At 50.2% G+C, this 16,458-nt stretch carries 12 protein-coding genes; 2 read left to right on the top strand and 10 right to left on the bottom strand.

Annotated elements, in window-relative coordinates; all coding sequences use genetic code 11:
- Nucleotides 1–76: 76 nt before the first annotated feature.
- From IEX81_RS06580 to rpoE, 8 genes are all read right to left on the bottom strand, one after another.
- Nucleotides 77–649 (bottom strand): thymidine kinase, encoded by a 573-nt coding sequence (locus IEX81_RS06580; protein ID WP_188802279.1) that lies wholly within the window; start codon nt 647–649, stop codon nt 77–79.
- A gap of 422 nt (nt 650–1,071) precedes the next feature.
- Nucleotides 1,072–1,317, bottom strand: coding sequence for a type B 50S ribosomal protein L31 (locus tag IEX81_RS06575; RefSeq protein ID WP_188802355.1), 246 nt, complete (start codon nt 1,315–1,317; stop codon nt 1,072–1,074).
- 175 nt (nt 1,318–1,492) lie between these two features.
- Nucleotides 1,493–2,767 carry a transcription termination factor Rho gene (gene rho, locus IEX81_RS06570; protein ID WP_188802278.1) on the bottom strand — a complete coding sequence of 425 codons (1,275 nt, stop codon included), beginning with the start codon at nt 2,765–2,767 and terminating at the stop codon, nt 1,493–1,495.
- A 485-nt stretch (nt 2,768–3,252) separates the two neighbouring features.
- Nucleotides 3,253–4,236, bottom strand: a complete 984-nt coding sequence (gene glpX / locus IEX81_RS06565) for a class II fructose-bisphosphatase (RefSeq protein ID WP_188802277.1) — start codon at nt 4,234–4,236, stop codon at nt 3,253–3,255.
- 252 nt (nt 4,237–4,488) lie between these two features.
- Nucleotides 4,489–5,784 carry a UDP-N-acetylglucosamine 1-carboxyvinyltransferase gene (gene murA / locus IEX81_RS06560; RefSeq protein WP_188802276.1) on the bottom strand — a complete coding sequence of 432 codons (1,296 nt, stop codon included), beginning with the start codon at nt 5,782–5,784 and terminating at the stop codon, nt 4,489–4,491.
- 348 nt (nt 5,785–6,132) lie between these two features.
- Nucleotides 6,133–6,543 (bottom strand): response regulator, encoded by a 411-nt coding sequence (locus tag IEX81_RS06555; RefSeq protein WP_188802275.1) that lies wholly within the window; start codon nt 6,541–6,543, stop codon nt 6,133–6,135.
- A gap of 280 nt (nt 6,544–6,823) precedes the next feature.
- Nucleotides 6,824–8,425, bottom strand: a complete 1,602-nt coding sequence (gene pyrG / locus IEX81_RS06550) for a CTP synthase (protein ID WP_188802274.1) — start codon at nt 8,423–8,425, stop codon at nt 6,824–6,826.
- Between the two features lie 407 nt (nt 8,426–8,832).
- Entirely contained in the window at nt 8,833–9,333 is a 501-nt protein-coding gene (gene rpoE / locus IEX81_RS06545) for a DNA-directed RNA polymerase subunit delta (RefSeq protein WP_188802273.1), read from the bottom strand.
- Between the two features lie 421 nt (nt 9,334–9,754).
- Between rpoE and IEX81_RS06540 the strand changes: the two genes are divergently transcribed.
- The gene (locus IEX81_RS06540) at nt 9,755–10,966 is read left to right on the top strand and encodes a phospholipase D-like domain-containing protein (protein ID WP_188802272.1); all 1,212 of its coding nucleotides are present in this window, start codon (nt 9,755–9,757) and stop codon (nt 10,964–10,966) included.
- A gap of 185 nt (nt 10,967–11,151) precedes the next feature.
- Here IEX81_RS06540 and argS read toward each other — a convergent pair whose 3' ends face one another.
- The gene (gene argS, locus IEX81_RS06535; protein WP_188802271.1) at nt 11,152–12,822 is read right to left on the bottom strand and encodes an arginine--tRNA ligase; all 1,671 of its coding nucleotides are present in this window, start codon (nt 12,820–12,822) and stop codon (nt 11,152–11,154) included.
- A 269-nt stretch (nt 12,823–13,091) separates the two neighbouring features.
- Nucleotides 13,092–13,535 (bottom strand): YwiB family protein, encoded by a 444-nt coding sequence (locus IEX81_RS06530; protein WP_188802270.1) that lies wholly within the window; start codon nt 13,533–13,535, stop codon nt 13,092–13,094.
- 363 nt (nt 13,536–13,898) lie between these two features.
- Between IEX81_RS06530 and IEX81_RS06525 the strand changes: the two genes are divergently transcribed.
- Nucleotides 13,899–15,938 (top strand): transglycosylase domain-containing protein, encoded by a 2,040-nt coding sequence (locus IEX81_RS06525; protein WP_188802269.1) that lies wholly within the window; start codon nt 13,899–13,901, stop codon nt 15,936–15,938.
- Nucleotides 15,939–16,458 lie beyond the last annotated feature (520 nt).

Raw genomic sequence — 16,458 nt, 5'->3', positions numbered from 1 at the left:
CGTCATCCGTACATGATTCTTCATTCATTATATTATACGTTTCTTTGAAGCGTCAAAAAACGTCCTGCGGGATGCGTCAGATTGGCGGGTGCAGGTAGCAGCGTCTGCAGACCGGATAGTAACTCTCATTGCCGCCGATCTGAATCTGATCACCGGTATAGACTGGTTTTCCGTTGCTGTCGATCCGCAGATTCATCGTCGCTTTTCGCTCGCAGAACCAGCAGATCGTCTTCATTTCTTCGACTTTGTCGGCATAGAGCAGCAGATACTTGCTTCCTTCAAACAGTTCATTGCGAAAATCATTTTTCAGTCCGAAGCCCATCACGGGAATATTGCATTCATCCACAATTTTCGCCAGCTGAAGCACATGCGTCTTTGTCAGGAACTGCGCTTCGTCGACCAGAACGCAATGCGGCCGCGGATGATAATTGCGGACCATGTTAAAAATATCCGTTTCGGCAAAAATTGGAATCGCCGTCCTTTTGAATCCGATACGGCTGGAAATCGATCCGACTTCGTCCCGGTCGTCAAGACCGGATGTAAACAGCAGGACGGGCTTCCCCTGTTCCTCGTAATTATGGGCCACTTTAATAATTTCAATCGACTTGCCGCTGTTCATCGCTCCATACTTAAAAAAGAGCTGTGCCATTTTTTTCTTCCTTCCTGCGTCTTAAAAATATTGTTTCGGTATATATCTGCTGGCCCGGATTCGGTTTAACTTTTCATCGGTTCGGTTCGACTTTCCCGTGTTTCGGCTCAACTTTCCATCGGTTCGGTTCAACTTTCCGAATTCCGGTTCGACCGAACAGATCGCCGCGTCCTGCGGCATGTTCGGCATTAGGCCGTCCTGGCCCCCGCAAATAAGGCTCAGGCTACGCCAGGGCTTGGATTTGCCAAGTTTTCTAATGTACAAAAAACAGACAGGGTGACCTGCCTGCAGCTTTCTGCTTATCCTCGGGTTCATAAAAAGATGAAAACGGCCGATTCCGCATGGCACGCGCAAAAAAGCAAAAACTGGCTGTGCCGGCTGAAAAAGCCGTTTCAATTTCTTGTTGAAATCCGGAATCCGAATTACTTGATGTTATATTTCTTCTTAAACCGATCGACGCGGCCGCCCTTGTCTGCGAATTTCTGGCGGCCCGTATAGAACGGATGCGAATCGGAACTGATTTCGACCGTTACTAATGGGTATTCTTTGCCGTCTTCCCATTTGATCGTTTGATTCGATGTTTTTGTAGAACCGCTCAAAAACTTAAAACCGGTGCTTGCGTCCATAAATACGACGGGATGGTAGTCAGGATGGATGCCTGCTTTCATCTCATTCATCTCCTTTTCGCCCTGGCTATTCTCTCAAACCAGAGTCTGATAGCGTAATGCACAACGTGTATTATAGCAAGCCGGCCGGCGATTTGCAAGCGCACCTCGCCATACCGGCCGGTTTTCCCAATTGCTGAAAAAAATGAATGAGCCGACAAACAGCCTGCCCTTCCAATCAGTTCTGGGCATGAATCAAGCCGCTTTTTTCCTTGTCAAACAGATCGAAAAATTCCTGATTTGATTTGGTTTCCTTAATACGTTTATAAAAATGTTCCACAAACTCCTGTGATTCATCCATCGTCTTGCGCATTGTCCACAGTTTATCGAGATGATCCTGATTGATCAGCAGCTCCTCTTTTCTCGTTCCCGAACGGCGGATATTGATCGCCGGGAAAATACGCCGTTCCGCGAGGCGGCGGTCGAGGTGCAGTTCCATGTTGCCTGTGGCTTTGAATTCCTCGTAAATGACATCATCCATGCGCGACCCGGTGTCGATCAGCGCAGTAGCCAGTATCGTCAGGCTGCCGCCGTCCTCGATGTTCCGCGCCGCGCCGAAGAATTTCTTCGGTTTGTGGAAGGCTGCGGGATCAATCCCGCCGGAAAGCGTGCGTCCGCTTGGCGGAATGACGAGATTGTAGGCGCGGGCCAGCCGGTTCAGACTGTCCATCAGGATCACGACATCCCGCTTATGTTCAACAAGACGCATGGCCCGTTCAAGCACGAGTTCCGATACTTTTACATGGTTCTCCGGCACTTCGTCAAAGGTCGAGCTGACGACATCTCCTTTGACCGAGCGTTCAATATCGGTGACTTCCTCAGGCCGCTCATCGACAAGCAGAACCATCAGTTCCACGTCCGGATAGTTAATGCTGATGCTGTTCGCAATCTCCTTCAGAAGCGTTGTTTTTCCGGCCTTCGGGGGCGCGACGATCAGCCCGCGCTGTCCAAACCCGACCGGTGAAATCATATCAATAATCCGTGTCGAGAAATTTTCACTCGTTGTTTCCAGAACCATCTGCCGGTTTGGATAGATTGGAGTAAGGGCCGGAAAATGGACACGTTCTTTAGCTGTATCCGGGTTTTCTCCGTTAATCGCCTCAACCCGGAGCAGACCGAAATAACGCTCGTTTTCTTTCGGCGGCCTTACCTTGCCCGTCACCTTATCGCCATTGCGCAGGTCGAACCTGCGGATCTGCGAAGCAGAAATATAGATATCCTCCGAACTCGGCGAATAGTTGATCGGACGCAGGAACCCGAAGCCTTCCGTCGGAATAATTTCCAGAATGCCCTCCATCAAAGACAGCCCGTCCTGTTCCGCCTGTTTCTTTAATATCGAAAAGATAAGTTCACGCTTGGTCAGTTTGCTGTAATAGGATACCTTAAATTCCTTGGCATGCTCATATAATTCTTTCAGTTTCATATTTTCCAATTCTGCTAATGTTATCGTCATTATCGCACCACGCTTCTTTAGAGTTGTATTGCCTAGTCTATATTTTGTCAGTTATCTTTTATTATGAAAGGTGTTTAATTAGAAGGTCTCATTCTGATGTTTGCCATCGCATAGTATGGTTCATGTCCGAAATGTAAGAAGTCCGCACATTGCTGTACGCCGGAGAGAAAACTGGAGCTCGTTTGAAAGAGTATCACTTGTGCGAACACAAGCTGATGAGGTGATCGGAAAACGGAATACCCGTCTTCGCGATCAAATCATAGACTGAGTCACAGATCCAATTGCCTAATCCACCCGATTTTAAATTAATTCTACCTCTTTTTTATCACATTATACCCATTTAAGCAACTATTACAACATAAAGAAAATTTTGCAAAGCAGAATCTGTGAACGTTTTCCACTCATTGTTCTGTCCCGATTACGTTCTTCAGGCAAACAAAAAAACACGGAACTGATTTTCGTCCGTGTTTTTCTAATATGTTTCCTCAAATCACTTGTATTTCAGGCAGCACGAGACCCGGTTTTTGACTCAGGATATGCGATCCGTTAATAAAGCGGAGTGTGCCCGACTTTGCGCGCATGACGAGTGAATGGGTCACGCCCCTGTCCGCTTTAGGATAGCGGACGCCCCGCAGCAATTCTCCGTCCGTTACACCCGTCGCAGCAAAAATCGCGTCATCGCCACTGACCAAATCTTCCATGCGCAGCACCCGGTTCGGATCCTCGATCCCCATGCGATGGCAGCGTTCCTCTTCATGGAAAGACTGCGGCAGCAGCCGGCCCTGGAAATCGCCGCCGAGGCATTTCATCGCCACCGCTGAGATAACACCTTCAGGAGCGCCTCCCGACCCCAGCAGCATATCCACGCCTGTCTCGTCAAATGCCGCATTCAAGGCACCGGCAATATCCCCCGCAGGAATCAGTTTGATTCTTGCCCCTGTCTTTCGGATCTCGGCAATCAGCCGCTCATGCCTTTTCCGATCGAGAATCGTAATAACCAGATCGCAGATGTCCTTCCCCTTAGCCTTTGCTACCGCTTTCAAATTGTCGGCGATCGGAGCATCGATGTCGACTTTTCCCGCCGCATCGGGCCCGACGGCCAGTTTGTCCATATACATGTCCGGCGCATGCAACAGCTGCCCGTGATCAGCGACAGCCAGCACGGCCATCGCATTCCACGATCCCGTCGCAACGATATTGGTTCCTTCGAGCGGATCGACTGCGACATCGACTTCGGGTCCGCAGTCCATGCCGAGCGTCTCGCCGATATACAGCATCGGCGCGTTGTCCATCTCTCCCTCGCCGATCACGACGGTCCCGCGCATAGGAATCGTATCGAAAACGTGGCGCATCGCTGAAGTTGCCGCATCGTCTGCCTCATCTTTTTTCCCAAGTCCCATCCATCTTGCGGACCCCAGAGCGGCCGCTTCCGTCACCCGGACAAGTTCCATTGACAAACTTCTTTCCACTTCATTAGCCCCTTTTCAAAGAGATTGGTATCATTTATGAGTTACATTTTATTGATTATGATACACTATTTATTTTCTTTTGGAAAGCGTTTTAATCGAAGTAGTAAAAAGGCGTACATCATCCGGGCAGAAAAGCCCGGCCTGTACGCCACCTGTTTATGTATTTCGGGGCCGTCAATGCATCTCCGGCGAGCCCTCTATCATTCAAATCCTTTCACTTCCAGCAGTTCCAGCGAGTACACAGGCTGAAGTTTACTCCTGCTCCTTCAGGCTTTCGCGAACCTCATCATCCAGCAGCGGTTCACGCCAGATATGAGCGCCGATTCCCCGCAGCTTTTCCATAAGGTGATCGTAACCCCGGTCGATATGTTCTACGCCGACGATTTCCGTGATGCCGCTTGCGATCAGTCCGGCGATCACAAGCGATGCGCCCGCGCGCAGATCCGTCGCTCTGACCCGCGCTCCCTCCAGCCCTGCGGGACCGCTCAGAATCGCCGACCGTCCTTCCACTTTAACGTTTGCACCCATGCGTCGCAGTTCATCAATATGTTTGAAGCGCGCTCCGTAAATTGTATCGGTAATAATGCTCGTTCCGCCGGCTTGCGTCAGCAGACTGGTCAGCGGCTGCTGCAGGTCGGTTGGAAATCCCGGGTAGACAAGCGTCTTCACATCGGCGCTTTTCAGATGTCCCCTGCTTTTCGAAACGAGGATCTGGTCTTCACCGACCTGAATATCCGCGCCCATTTCAAGCAGTTTCGCCGTCAGAGATTCAACATGCTGGGGGATGACATTATCAATCAGAAGTTCCCGGCCTTCCGCTGCGCCGATAATCATGAACGTTCCCGCCTCAATCCTGTCCGGGATAATCATATGGCGGCAGCCGTGAAGCGTATCGACACCTTCGATACGGATAACGTCGGTGCCTGCCCCCTTGATTTTTGCACCCATGCTGGTCAGGAGCGTCGCCACATCAATGATCTCAGGTTCCTTGGCCGCATTTTCAATAATTGTCTGGCCCTTGGCTCTGACCGCGGCAAGCATGATATTGATCGTCGCCCCGACGCTGACTACATCCAGATAGATCCGTGCTCCGTTCAGTTCTTCTGCACGCAGATAAATCGCACCGCGTTCATTCGTCACTCTGGCTCCCAGTGCTTCAAAACCTTTAATGTGCTGATCGATCGGACGCGGTCCCAGGTTGCATCCGCCCGGGAGGCCGATCACGGCTTTGTGGAAGCGGCCCAGCATCGCCCCCATCAAATAATACGAGGCGCGAAGCTTCTTAACCGATCCGTTCGGAAGCGGCATGTCCACCATTTCCCTCGGGTCGACAATCAGCGTATTCTCTTGAAAAGTGATTTTGCCACCGATTTCACGAAGCAGCCGACAAAGCGTGCGTACATCCGAAATATCGGGAAGCTGGTCGATGGTTACAGGTGAGTCGGCAAGAATAGTCGCCGGAATCAGTGCGACCGCACTGTTCTTCGCCCCGCTCACCTGAACGGAGCCGCTCAGACTGTGGCCGCCTTCAATCAGTAATTTTTCCATGGTCAAAATTCTTCCTTTTCATTTCAATCGCTTTGTAAGCCGTTCTCAGTGTCACCGAATCAAAAACCGGCAAGTCTCCGAGTGGAAAATGGGCCGGTCGGCTAAATCATTCTATGTAAGGAAACGAGTATCTTTACCCTCTTCAAAAGAGTTTTTTCAGATCAGAAAACCGGGCTGACCGCATTCCACGTCTTCTTACGAGAATCCACCCGTTATTCCAACCTCAATAGCGGATCACTTGCCTGCGATACAACTCTTCTAATTACCAAAAGTATACCACAAAAAAGAAGATCGTGCTGTTGGCATTTCGGAGTCACCGCATACACGCCCGGTTGAACGCCCGCATTCTTAATTTTTTTTCTTATCTAACTTTATTTCAGGCGGCACTTCCCTTTTTACCAAAGCAGTCAGTTCCTGAAGATCAAACGGTTTTGAAAAATGGGCGATCGCACCGCCGGCGATCACGTTTCGGATAATGTCCTGATCACCATATGCGGTCATAATGATCACCTTAACTTCCGGTTTAGCCTGTTTGATTCTTCTCAAAGTCTCGAGACCGTTCATTCCGGGTATCTTCATATCCAGCAAGACAAGTTTCGGATCCCGCTCATTGACCATCTCCAGCGCTTGCAGGCCACTCGAAGCGAGCAGCGTCCTGTACCCTTCTTTTTGAAAAACCTCATTGAGAAGGATTCTGATGCCATACTGGTCATCCACGATCAATATTTCCACATCATGATCCGCCGCGGTATTTTCCATTCCTGCACCTCTTTTCCTGTCCGATGATACCTGACCTTCCGGGTCAGCTGCAAACATCTGGCATTTAGAAATACTTTCTGAATATTCTAGGTGACAGAATGAATGTCCTTCTTTTTCATGTAATTAAAAAAATGGACGAACCGGTCATCTAACAAGCAGGCTTTTTTTCAAATAAAAACCCGGCAGGCGGAGACTGTTCATCCGCTTGCCGGGGTCAGTTTTCTATCAATAAAAATCAGAATAAAATCAATAAGGACACAAATAAACTAAGATGCCGGCCTTATCGTTCATTTTCAAGCGATGCATGAACAAAATCGCGGAATAAAGGTTCGGGCCGTGTCGGTCTCGACTTGAATTCAGGATGGAACTGACAGGCAACAAACCACGGGTGATCATTAAGCTCGATCATTTCAACGAGTCTGTTGTCCGGGCTCAGCCCTGAGAAAACAATTCCGTTCTCGGCCATCTGTTCACGGTACTGGTTGTTAAATTCATAACGGTGGCGATGACGCTGGTAGATAATTTCTTTACCGTAAGCCGCATAGGCCTTTGTTTCCTTGCGTATCTTGCACGGATAAAGACCGAGGCGCTGCGTTCCGCCCAGATCCTCGACGTCCTTCTGTTCCGGGAGAAGATCGATGATCGGTTCTGCCGTCGAATCGTCGAACTCCGCGGAGTCCGCTCCGGTCAGGCCGAGCACATGACGGGCGAACTCAATTGAAGCAAGCTGCATGCCGAGGCAGACGCCGAAGAACGGCACCTTATGTTCGCGTGCATACTGAATGGCCAGAATTTTTCCTTCGATGCCGCGTTCGCCGAAACCGCCGGGAACGATGATGCCCTGGACGTCTTTCAGAGCATCGGCAATGTTATCCGGATGAAGATCTTCTGAATTGATGTATTCGACATGTACCTCCGCGTCAAAGGTGTATCCGCCGTGTTTCAGCGCTTCGACAACGGAGATGTAAGCATCCTGAAGTTCGACGTATTTTCCGACCAGCCCGATTTTAACCTGCCTTTTCGGATTCAGGACCTTGTCCACAAGATCATGCCACTGGCTCATGTCGGCTTCTCCGGCCGGCAGCTGCAGCTTTTCACAGACAATGTCGTCAAGGTGCTGAGCCTGAAGCTGCAGCGGAACTTGATACAGTGTCTCCGCGTCGCGCGCTTCAATCACCGCTTTTTTATCAATATCGCAGAACAAAGCGATCTTATCTTTCATTTCCTGCGAAATCGGCAGTTCCGTGCGCACGACAATGACATTCGGCTGAATACCCAGGCTGCGCAATTCTTTTACGCTGTGCTGTGTCGGTTTCGTCTTCATTTCGCCGGCTGCCCGCAGATAAGGAATCAGCGTGCAGTGGATGTACAGCACATTATCCAGTCCGACGTTACTCTTGATCTGGCGAATCGCTTCAAGAAACGGCAGGCTCTCGATATCGCCGACCGTTCCGCCGATTTCCGTAATGACAACATCGGCGCCCGTCGTTTTGCCCGCGCGGAAAACACGATCCTTAATTTCATTCGTTATATGGGGGATAACTTGTACTGTTCTTCCCAAATAGTCGCCCCGGCGCTCCTTCTTCAGCACCGTCGAATAAATCTTTCCCGTAGTCACGTTGCTGTTCTTATTAAGATTAATGTCGATAAACCGCTCGTAATGCCCGAGGTCGAGATCGGTTTCCGCTCCGTCGTCGGTCACAAAAACTTCTCCATGCTGATACGGGCTCATCGTCCCGGGATCCACATTAATGTATGGATCGAATTTCTGGATCGTGACTTTCAGTCCGCGGTTTTTCAGCAGCCTTCCAAGGGAAGCGGCGGTGATGCCCTTCCCGAGTGACGACACAACGCCGCCTGTTACAAAAATATACTTCGTCATCCTTTTCGTTTCCCCCTTATCACAATATTACGGTTGCACGCCGCAGCTCCCCAGCTGGACTGCTTTCTTTTTTATTAGAAAACTTGGCGAAGCCAAACCCTGGCGCAGGCTGAGCCTTAGTTGCGGGGGCCAGGACAGCCTAATGCCGAACATGCCGCAGGACGCGGCGATCTGGTCGGTCGCTTACACTATAATCCTTAAAATTTTTATACTTTTCTATAGTGTAAAAAAAAGCAAAAGCGAAACCACTCCCCTTGAGGAGGGCTCGCTTTTGCCTCATTAAACCGGTACTATAATAGCCCTTTGCAATTCTAACAGACTTGCCGCCGTGAATCAAGAGCCCATATTTGGAAAAAACGCAATCAACTCGTCGCCGGGATTGCCCGCAGAAAGACATCCCGTCAGAGTCATTCTTCGTCATCATCGATGCTGACGTTTCTTTTGATGCGCTGAACATCATCATCGTTGTCATGATCATCGTAATCATCGTCATCCGAATCATCTTCGATCAAATCCTGATCGTCATCATCATACTCGTCCGAATCGTCAGTTCCTTCCTCATCATAAGATTCGTCATAATCATCGAACCCGTCTTCGGCAAGTTTGCTTTTCCTTTTATGTGTTTCGGCCTCCCCGAGTGTCTTGGCAACATCGTCTTCGCGCTGATCCAGCGCATACCAGTTGCGCAGTGCCCAAAGATTATTGCCGATGCTCAGAAATCGTCCGTCAAGCGACAGCGTCGTGTAAAGACGTGCGATCGTCTCTCCGTTGTCCGCCTCGATTTCGCCTTTTTCAAAGACCTGATCCGTCATTTCATAAAATGACTTCGGTTCTTTGCTCTCCGCCAATATATCGTACAATTGATCCACTTTTGATTTTTCGACTGCGTGTTCTGCCAATGGAAACATCCTTTCCTTTCGTCGATGTCCCTTTTCAATGGGACAATGCTCCCGCCGAAGTCCTGTGTTCCGGCATTTTCAGTTCCTCACTTCAGCCCGCAAACACTTACGGATCAAGTACCCGAAACTTTATAAACGTCCGAGGTTTCAATGACCGATCAGCAATGAGGATGAGCATGATTCATTGTAAGGTTACACATTCTATACAATAATCCGTTTCCATATTAAAATCAAGTCTGGGTTCCGGAAATCTTTTCGACAGACTCTTTGCGCCTCGTTTAGGCTTCCCATGGTTCGATCCCGTTTCGCCGGAATTCCCTTTATCGATACATGACCGAAATTGGGATATATTAAGATTACAACGTTTTACGCCGCTTCCGTGTTTGGAACGAGAAATCAGCGACTATCAGATTGGGGGAATAATGCATCCATGAACGCCCTGCTCGCTGCCATTTTGATCATTCTTGCGCTGGCCGTTCTTTTCATAGTCGGCGTCCTGCTGGATATCTATGCAGGCATTAAAGTGAAGCACCCGATGCTTCCGGAGGGTCTGTTAAAAACAGGACTGAGCCGTCTCCACTACTTTACAAACGGACGGGATCTATTTAGCGATATGAAGAGGACCATTGAAAACGCCCACAGCCATATCCATTTATCCTTTTTTATTTTTAAAGCCGACGATGTCGGAAACGACTGGCTTGATCTTCTGAAAAAAAAGGCCGGCGAAGGTGTCGACGTCCGTCTGATTGTCGATTATCTGAATGGCGGAAGCGTCAGGAAGAAAAGGGCCGAACTCACCCGGACGGGTGTACAAGTTGCTTTTTCCGGGAAGCCGAAATTTCCATTCACTTTCTATTATCTGAACCGGCGCAACCATAGAAAAATTGCTGTGATCGACGGACAGACCGGTTTTTTCGGCGGATTCAACGTCGGCCGGGAATACATCGGCAATAAACCCGAGACTGGGTCCTGGCAAGATAATCACCTGAGAGTAGAAGGCGAAAGTGTTGCCGATCTTCAGCGTCTGTTTCTGGAGGACTGGCGGCTTGCAACCGGTCAAACGGCGGACGGCCCTGGTTTTTTCCCGCCGCTGAAAAAAGGGCCGTCACCTCTTGCTTTAATTGCAACGAGCGGCAAACAGCTTGAGAACATTTTTGCCGAGAAATTCGCAGCTGCCCGGTCTTCCATCTTCATCGGCTCACCTTATTTCATTCCAAGTCCCAAACTGATGAACGTGCTGCTTGACTGTCTCGACCGCGGCGTTGAGCTGACGATTTTATTGCCGATAAAAAAAGACCATCCGATCGTCAAGCCGGCTTCTTATCTCTATCTCCTCCCGCTCGTTGAAAAAGGCGCACGTGTGTATCATTTTTACCAAGGCTTTTACCATTCCAAAGTATTTGTGGTTGATCGGCGATTCTGTTACACCGGTACTGCAAACTTTGACCGGCGCAGTTTTTTCTGGAATGATGAACTCTTGGGCTTTACCGAGGATCCCGCACTGGTTCGTGCTATTATCGATCAGTCCGAGAAAGAGATTCGTGAAAGATCGGTGGCCGTCACGCTGGAAACAATCCAAAAGCGGTCCCCGCTCGATAAGTTAAAGACGGTTTGTTCCGGATGGCTCAGTCCCTTTTTGTAATCTATTTTGGTTGAAAAAATAGCCGGACAATGAAGTGGTTAAGCAACTTTCCGTGGTTTCGCAGCATCTTTCACAATTTGGGTCTCCGGATGTTCGGCCGAATTGCAAAGCCCTGAACGAGATGCCCCGGCTCTTCTGAAAAAAACACGGCCTCCGGAGCGGGGGCCGTGCGATCGTTCTTGTTTTTACATTTTTTCCGGAGCAGCAACACCAATCAGATCCATACCGTTTTTCAATGTGATGCGAACGGCTTTCATCAGGGCCACACGGGCTGCACTGAGCGGCACGTTGTCTTCGTCCAGAACTTTTTCCGCATTATAGAAACTATGCAGACTGGATGCAAGCTCAAACAGGTAGGACGGGATATGCTGAATGGCAAGTTTTGCGGCACTGTCCGCGACAACGGCCGGAAATTCGCCCAGTTTTTTCAACAGATCAATTTCTTTCTCACCGGAAAGCAGATTCAGATCGAGACCTGCGGAACCTGTTTGTTCAAATTCTTCGGCCTTCTTCAGCATGCTGCTGATCCGGGCGTAGGCATATTGAACATAGTAAACCGGATTCTCATTCGAGTGAGAAATCGCCAGATCAAGGTCAAAATCAAGATGGCTGTCCGAACTGCGCATAGCGAAGAAATAACGCGCTGCGTCGACACCGACGTCTTCCATCAGTTCGCGCAGGGTGACCGCTTTGCCGGTCCGTTTGCTCATTTTGACCTTTTCTCCGTTTTTGAACAGATTGACAAGCTGGATGATCTGAGCGGTCAGGTGATCGGGATCGTAGCCAAGCGCCTGCATCGACGCTTTAATCCGGGGCACATAGCCGTGATGGTCGGCTCCGAGAACGTCGATCAGCCGTTCAAAACCGCGGTCAAACTTATCTTTATGATAGGCAATATCCGGCATGAAATAAGTGTACGAGCCGTCCGATTTGACGAGCACTCTGTCCTTGTCGTCACCGTACTCAGAGGTTTTGAGCCATACGGCACCGTCTTTTTCGTACGTTTCGCCCTTGCTTTTCAGAAGGTCGAGGGCATCCGTCACTTTTTTCGTTTCATAGAGCGACCGCTCCGAATACCAGCAGTCGAACGCGACACGGAAATCGGCCAGATCTTTCTTGATGCCGCGCATCAAATGTTCCACCCCGAAATTACGGAAAAAGCGGATCCGCTCCTCTTCCGGTTTTTCGAACAGCTTGTCGCCGTATTCATCCACAAGCCGCTTGGCAAGCCCAATGATGTCCTTGCCGTGGTAGCCGTTTTCCGGGATCTCCGCGTCTCTGCCGAGTTCCTGAAGATAGCGCGCTTCAAGAGATACAGCCAGATTGGTGATCTGATTGCCGCCGTCATTAATATAATATTCCGCACTCGCCTCGTAACCCGCTTTACTCAGCAGCTTGCAGAGCGTATCGCCGACCGCCGCTCCGCGCGCGTGGCCAAGGTGAAGGCTTCCGGTCGGGTTGGCCGAGACAAATTCGACCAGCACTTTCCTGCCGGCGCCGCTTTCAGTCGCGCCATACGCGCTGCCCGCCTCGATAATCGAGGGGATCAGATCCGTCAAGTACCGGTTATCAAGAAAAAAGTTGATAAACCCCGGACCGGCGATTTCAATCTTGCGGATGTGCCCTTTTTCCTTATCAAAATGGGCGACCAGTTCTTCCGCGATTTTACGCGGCGACATCTTCGCGATCCGCGCCAGCTGCATCGCCATGTTGGCTGCAAAGTCACCGTGCGCCTTATCCTTTGGCGCTTCGAGAATGACATCCGGAATCTGATCCGGCTGCGCAAGTTCCGCTTTAACCACGGCTTGCTTAATTTCTTCCTTTAACTGCTGCTTGACTTGCTCGACAATCGTCATGTTATACCCTCCAAAATTGCGTTCAAACCCGGTAAGGCTTCTCAAAAGTCCGAAAAAACAGCTGTCACTTTCAGTGGGGCATATTCCCGTGTACCATCGAAACCGCCGCATTCTGCAGAAAAACGTTCTTGATGCGTGTCGGCCACCACATTTTTTGAAAGCCCGGTGTCCCGGGCCCATCATCCCATATCGTCCTTTTGAACATCCCTTACGGACTGTTTTCTAAGTTGATCACCGTACCTGGACTCCATCTCAATAACTCGGCGCCTTCACTTCATCCCTGTAAACCGGAAATCAAGCCGGAATCTTCCGACATACTCTCCCTGCAGCATCATCTCGTAAACGAGGCCGGCCGTTCCGGAACGGGTTTCCCGGTCCCAGGATGAATTTATCTTCAGCGCCGTCGCCTCCGTCTCCAGTTTTCCGAAAGGGGCCTCAAATGTTCCCCGCATGGGTTCGCCGACGAACAGCGGTTGCCTGAGCGGAACGGCGCCCTTGCGCCGGATCAGCGCCTCCCTGCCATCGCCGCTTAGTTTAATCGTGTAGTCGACCAGCCCGGCTTCAGGGACCGTGGCACTGAAAATCAGGTACAGACTTCCCGCGCCTTCAGCGATGCGTCCCCGCAGTACAGACTTTGTTATTTGATTGGCGTCAGGCTGCTGCCTGCTCACAATCCGGCTCGTGAAGACAATTTCAGCGTCATGTGTCTCCATCCGCTCACCTCCGCTTCGGCTGCAGTCCGTCTTTCAAACAATCGCGCCTGTATCCATACTTCTATTACTATAAAATAATGATCCTGCTCGAGCAAGACTCAGTCTGTTTTTTTTCGCATGCCGCGACATTTTTCCACCCAATCCGCAGGGACGTCGCCGCGCCCTGCGGATGATGGTTTTATACCGGATCATTCTTCGGCCGCCCGCTCTGTTTTACTCCCAAGCATTGCCTGAAAAATGAAAAATTAAGCCGGACCCAGGCGTTTAGAAACGCTTTTCTTAAACCATAATGTAGAAAAAAGCGAAGAAAAGCAAGATACGAAGCAAAAGCACTAATAAATACCGATTGAAGGAGGTTCTGATATGCGTTTCAGCTGGCGGCCACTAAAAGCAAATAAAGGCTATTTGAAATGGACAGTCCGTCTGGGCGTGCTGCTGGCGGTTATGGCGATCGCATCTTTCAGCATCCTCCTGGCGGCGGCGAAACTGGCCGGTCCGATGGAGATCCCTGCATCAAAGCCTGCCGTTTTTTTTGATAACCGGCAGCAGCAGATGGGCAAGTGGCAGGACAGCAACACCCAATGGGTGTCGATTAAAAATATATCTCCTTTCATAAAAATGGCGACACTGTCCGTCGAAGACCGCCGTTTTTTTCAGCATCACGGCTTTGATCTCAGGCGGATTGCCGGATCGGCGCTCATCGATCTGCGCAGTTTTTCAAAAGCCGAGGGTGCCAGTACCATCACCATGCAGTATGCCAAAAATCTCTTTTTGACCAATGACAGAACGTGGCAGCGCAAAGCGGCCGAGATGTTCTATACCCTCCGTCTGGAAATGAATGAATCAAAGAAAGATATTCTGGAAGGCTACCTGAACACAATCTATTATGGTGAAGGCGCCTACGGTATTGAGGCGGCGGCAAAGACCTATTTTAATAAAAACGCGGGCGATCTGACGCTTGCAGAATCGAGCATGCTGGCCGGTATTCCGAACGCCCCGAGTCTTTATTCGCCCTTCCTTCATAATGATGAGGCAAAGAGGCGGCAGAAGACCGTTCTTGACACGATGGTTGAAAGCGGGTTCCTGACAAAAAAACAGGAAAAGGCGGTTTATTCCGCCCCGGTCCGCCTGGTCCGGGGCCAGGAAAAAACGCCGCAGGAAGCGCCCTATTTTCAGGATGCGGTCCGGCAGGAGCTGACCGAAAAGCTGCATTTCAACCAGAAAGAACTGGCCTCAGGCGGGCTCAAGGTGTACACAACGCTTAATTCAAACGCCCAGCAGGCCGCCGAATACTGGGTACGGAAAACGATTCCGGCAAGCTCTGATCTGCAGACCGCGCTCATCGCCCTCGATCCGAAAACGGGAGGCATCGCGGCGATGGTCGGCGGGCGCGACTATCAGAAAAGCCCGTATAACCGGGCAGTCTCAGCGGAACGCGCGCCGGGTTCGGCGTTCAAACCTTTTCTTTATTACGCGGCGCTCCAGAATGGTTTCACCCCGGCCACCCTGCTCAAAAGCACGCCCACGATGTTCACGTTCGATAACGGAAGGGCGACTTACACGCCAAATAATTTCGGCGGGTATTATGCCAACGGTGCCATTACGATGGCCCAGGCTCTTGCGCTCTCCGACAATATATTTGCGGTGAAAACCCATCTGGCGATCGGCATGGGGAAGCTCGTTGAGGCGGCAAAACTCGCTGGAATCACAAGCCCGCTCGAGGCGGTTCCTTCTCTCGCTCTCGGGTCCGAACCGGTCAGTGTTCTGGAAATGGCCAGAGGATATGCCACTTTTGCAAATGAAGGCGCCAGGATTGATCCCGAGTTCATAACAAAAGTCACCGACAGCAGGGGCCGTGTGCTCTATGAATGGCACCCTGAAAAAAAACAGGTACTAAACAAACAGGCTTCTTTTGTTCTCTCGCAGATGATGACCGGTATTTTCGACAACAGGCTGAATGGCTATACGAAAGTAACCGGCGGAACAGTCGCAAACATGCTGACCCACACAATGGCAGCCAAAACCGGTTCGACACCGACCGACAGCTGGATGGCCGGATTCACGCCTAATCTCGTTTCCGTGGTCTGGGTTGGCTACGATAAAGGTGAAACGATCAACACCTACCCAGACGGCAGCTACGCAAAAGAAATTTGGACCCACTTCATGGAATCCCTACTAGACGGCACCCCGGGAAACAGTTTCACACCGCCAGAAGGTGTGGTCAGTGTCAGCATCGATCCAAAATCGGGACTGCTTGCTTCCGCACGATGCCCCGGCCGGCCAACTTATTTTGTAAAAGGGACTGAACCGACCACCTATTGCAGCGGAACACGGAATAATCCGGATGCAAAACCGACCCCACAGAAAAAAGGCCTCCTTTATCGATTATTCCACTGGTGGTAACGGTTAGGTATACGGCGAATGAATCACCATCAATGAACCGGCTTCCAGGTTATGGTGACGCCAATGTCGGATTCAAGGGAACTGACTACAACTTATCAAATGTGAAACGGAGCATTTTTTGCCTACCCGGGGAAAAGTTTTCCCAGGTTGTACATGAGGATCTATCAAAGCAAATTAGGATGAACTTTCTGCAGTTTCAGTTGAACTTTGCCTTGTTTGGGATAAGCTTTTTACGGTTTAGGATGAACCTTGGTCAGATTACGATGAAGTGCCTGATTTTGGATGAACTTTGCCTCGTTTGGGATGAACGGTTTTCAGTTATGTTGAGCCGGCTCAGTTTAATTTGAATTTTGGTTCGACTTACGCTGGATTCGGTTTAACTTTTCATGATTTCGGTTCGACTTACGCTGGATTCGGTTCGACTTTTGTCCACTTCGGTTCCACTTTTCATTTTCGGTTCGACTTACACTGGGTTCGGTTTAACTTTTCATGATTTCGGTTCGACTTTTGCCGGATTCGG

Origin of the sequence: Sporolactobacillus putidus (assembly GCF_014647035.1) — a bacterium.
Classification (GTDB): Bacteria; Bacillota; Bacilli; order Bacillales; family Sporolactobacillaceae; genus Sporolactobacillus; species Sporolactobacillus putidus.
The sequence above is the reverse complement of the archived record's forward strand: the minus strand, read 5'-3'. Positions and strand labels throughout refer to the sequence as shown.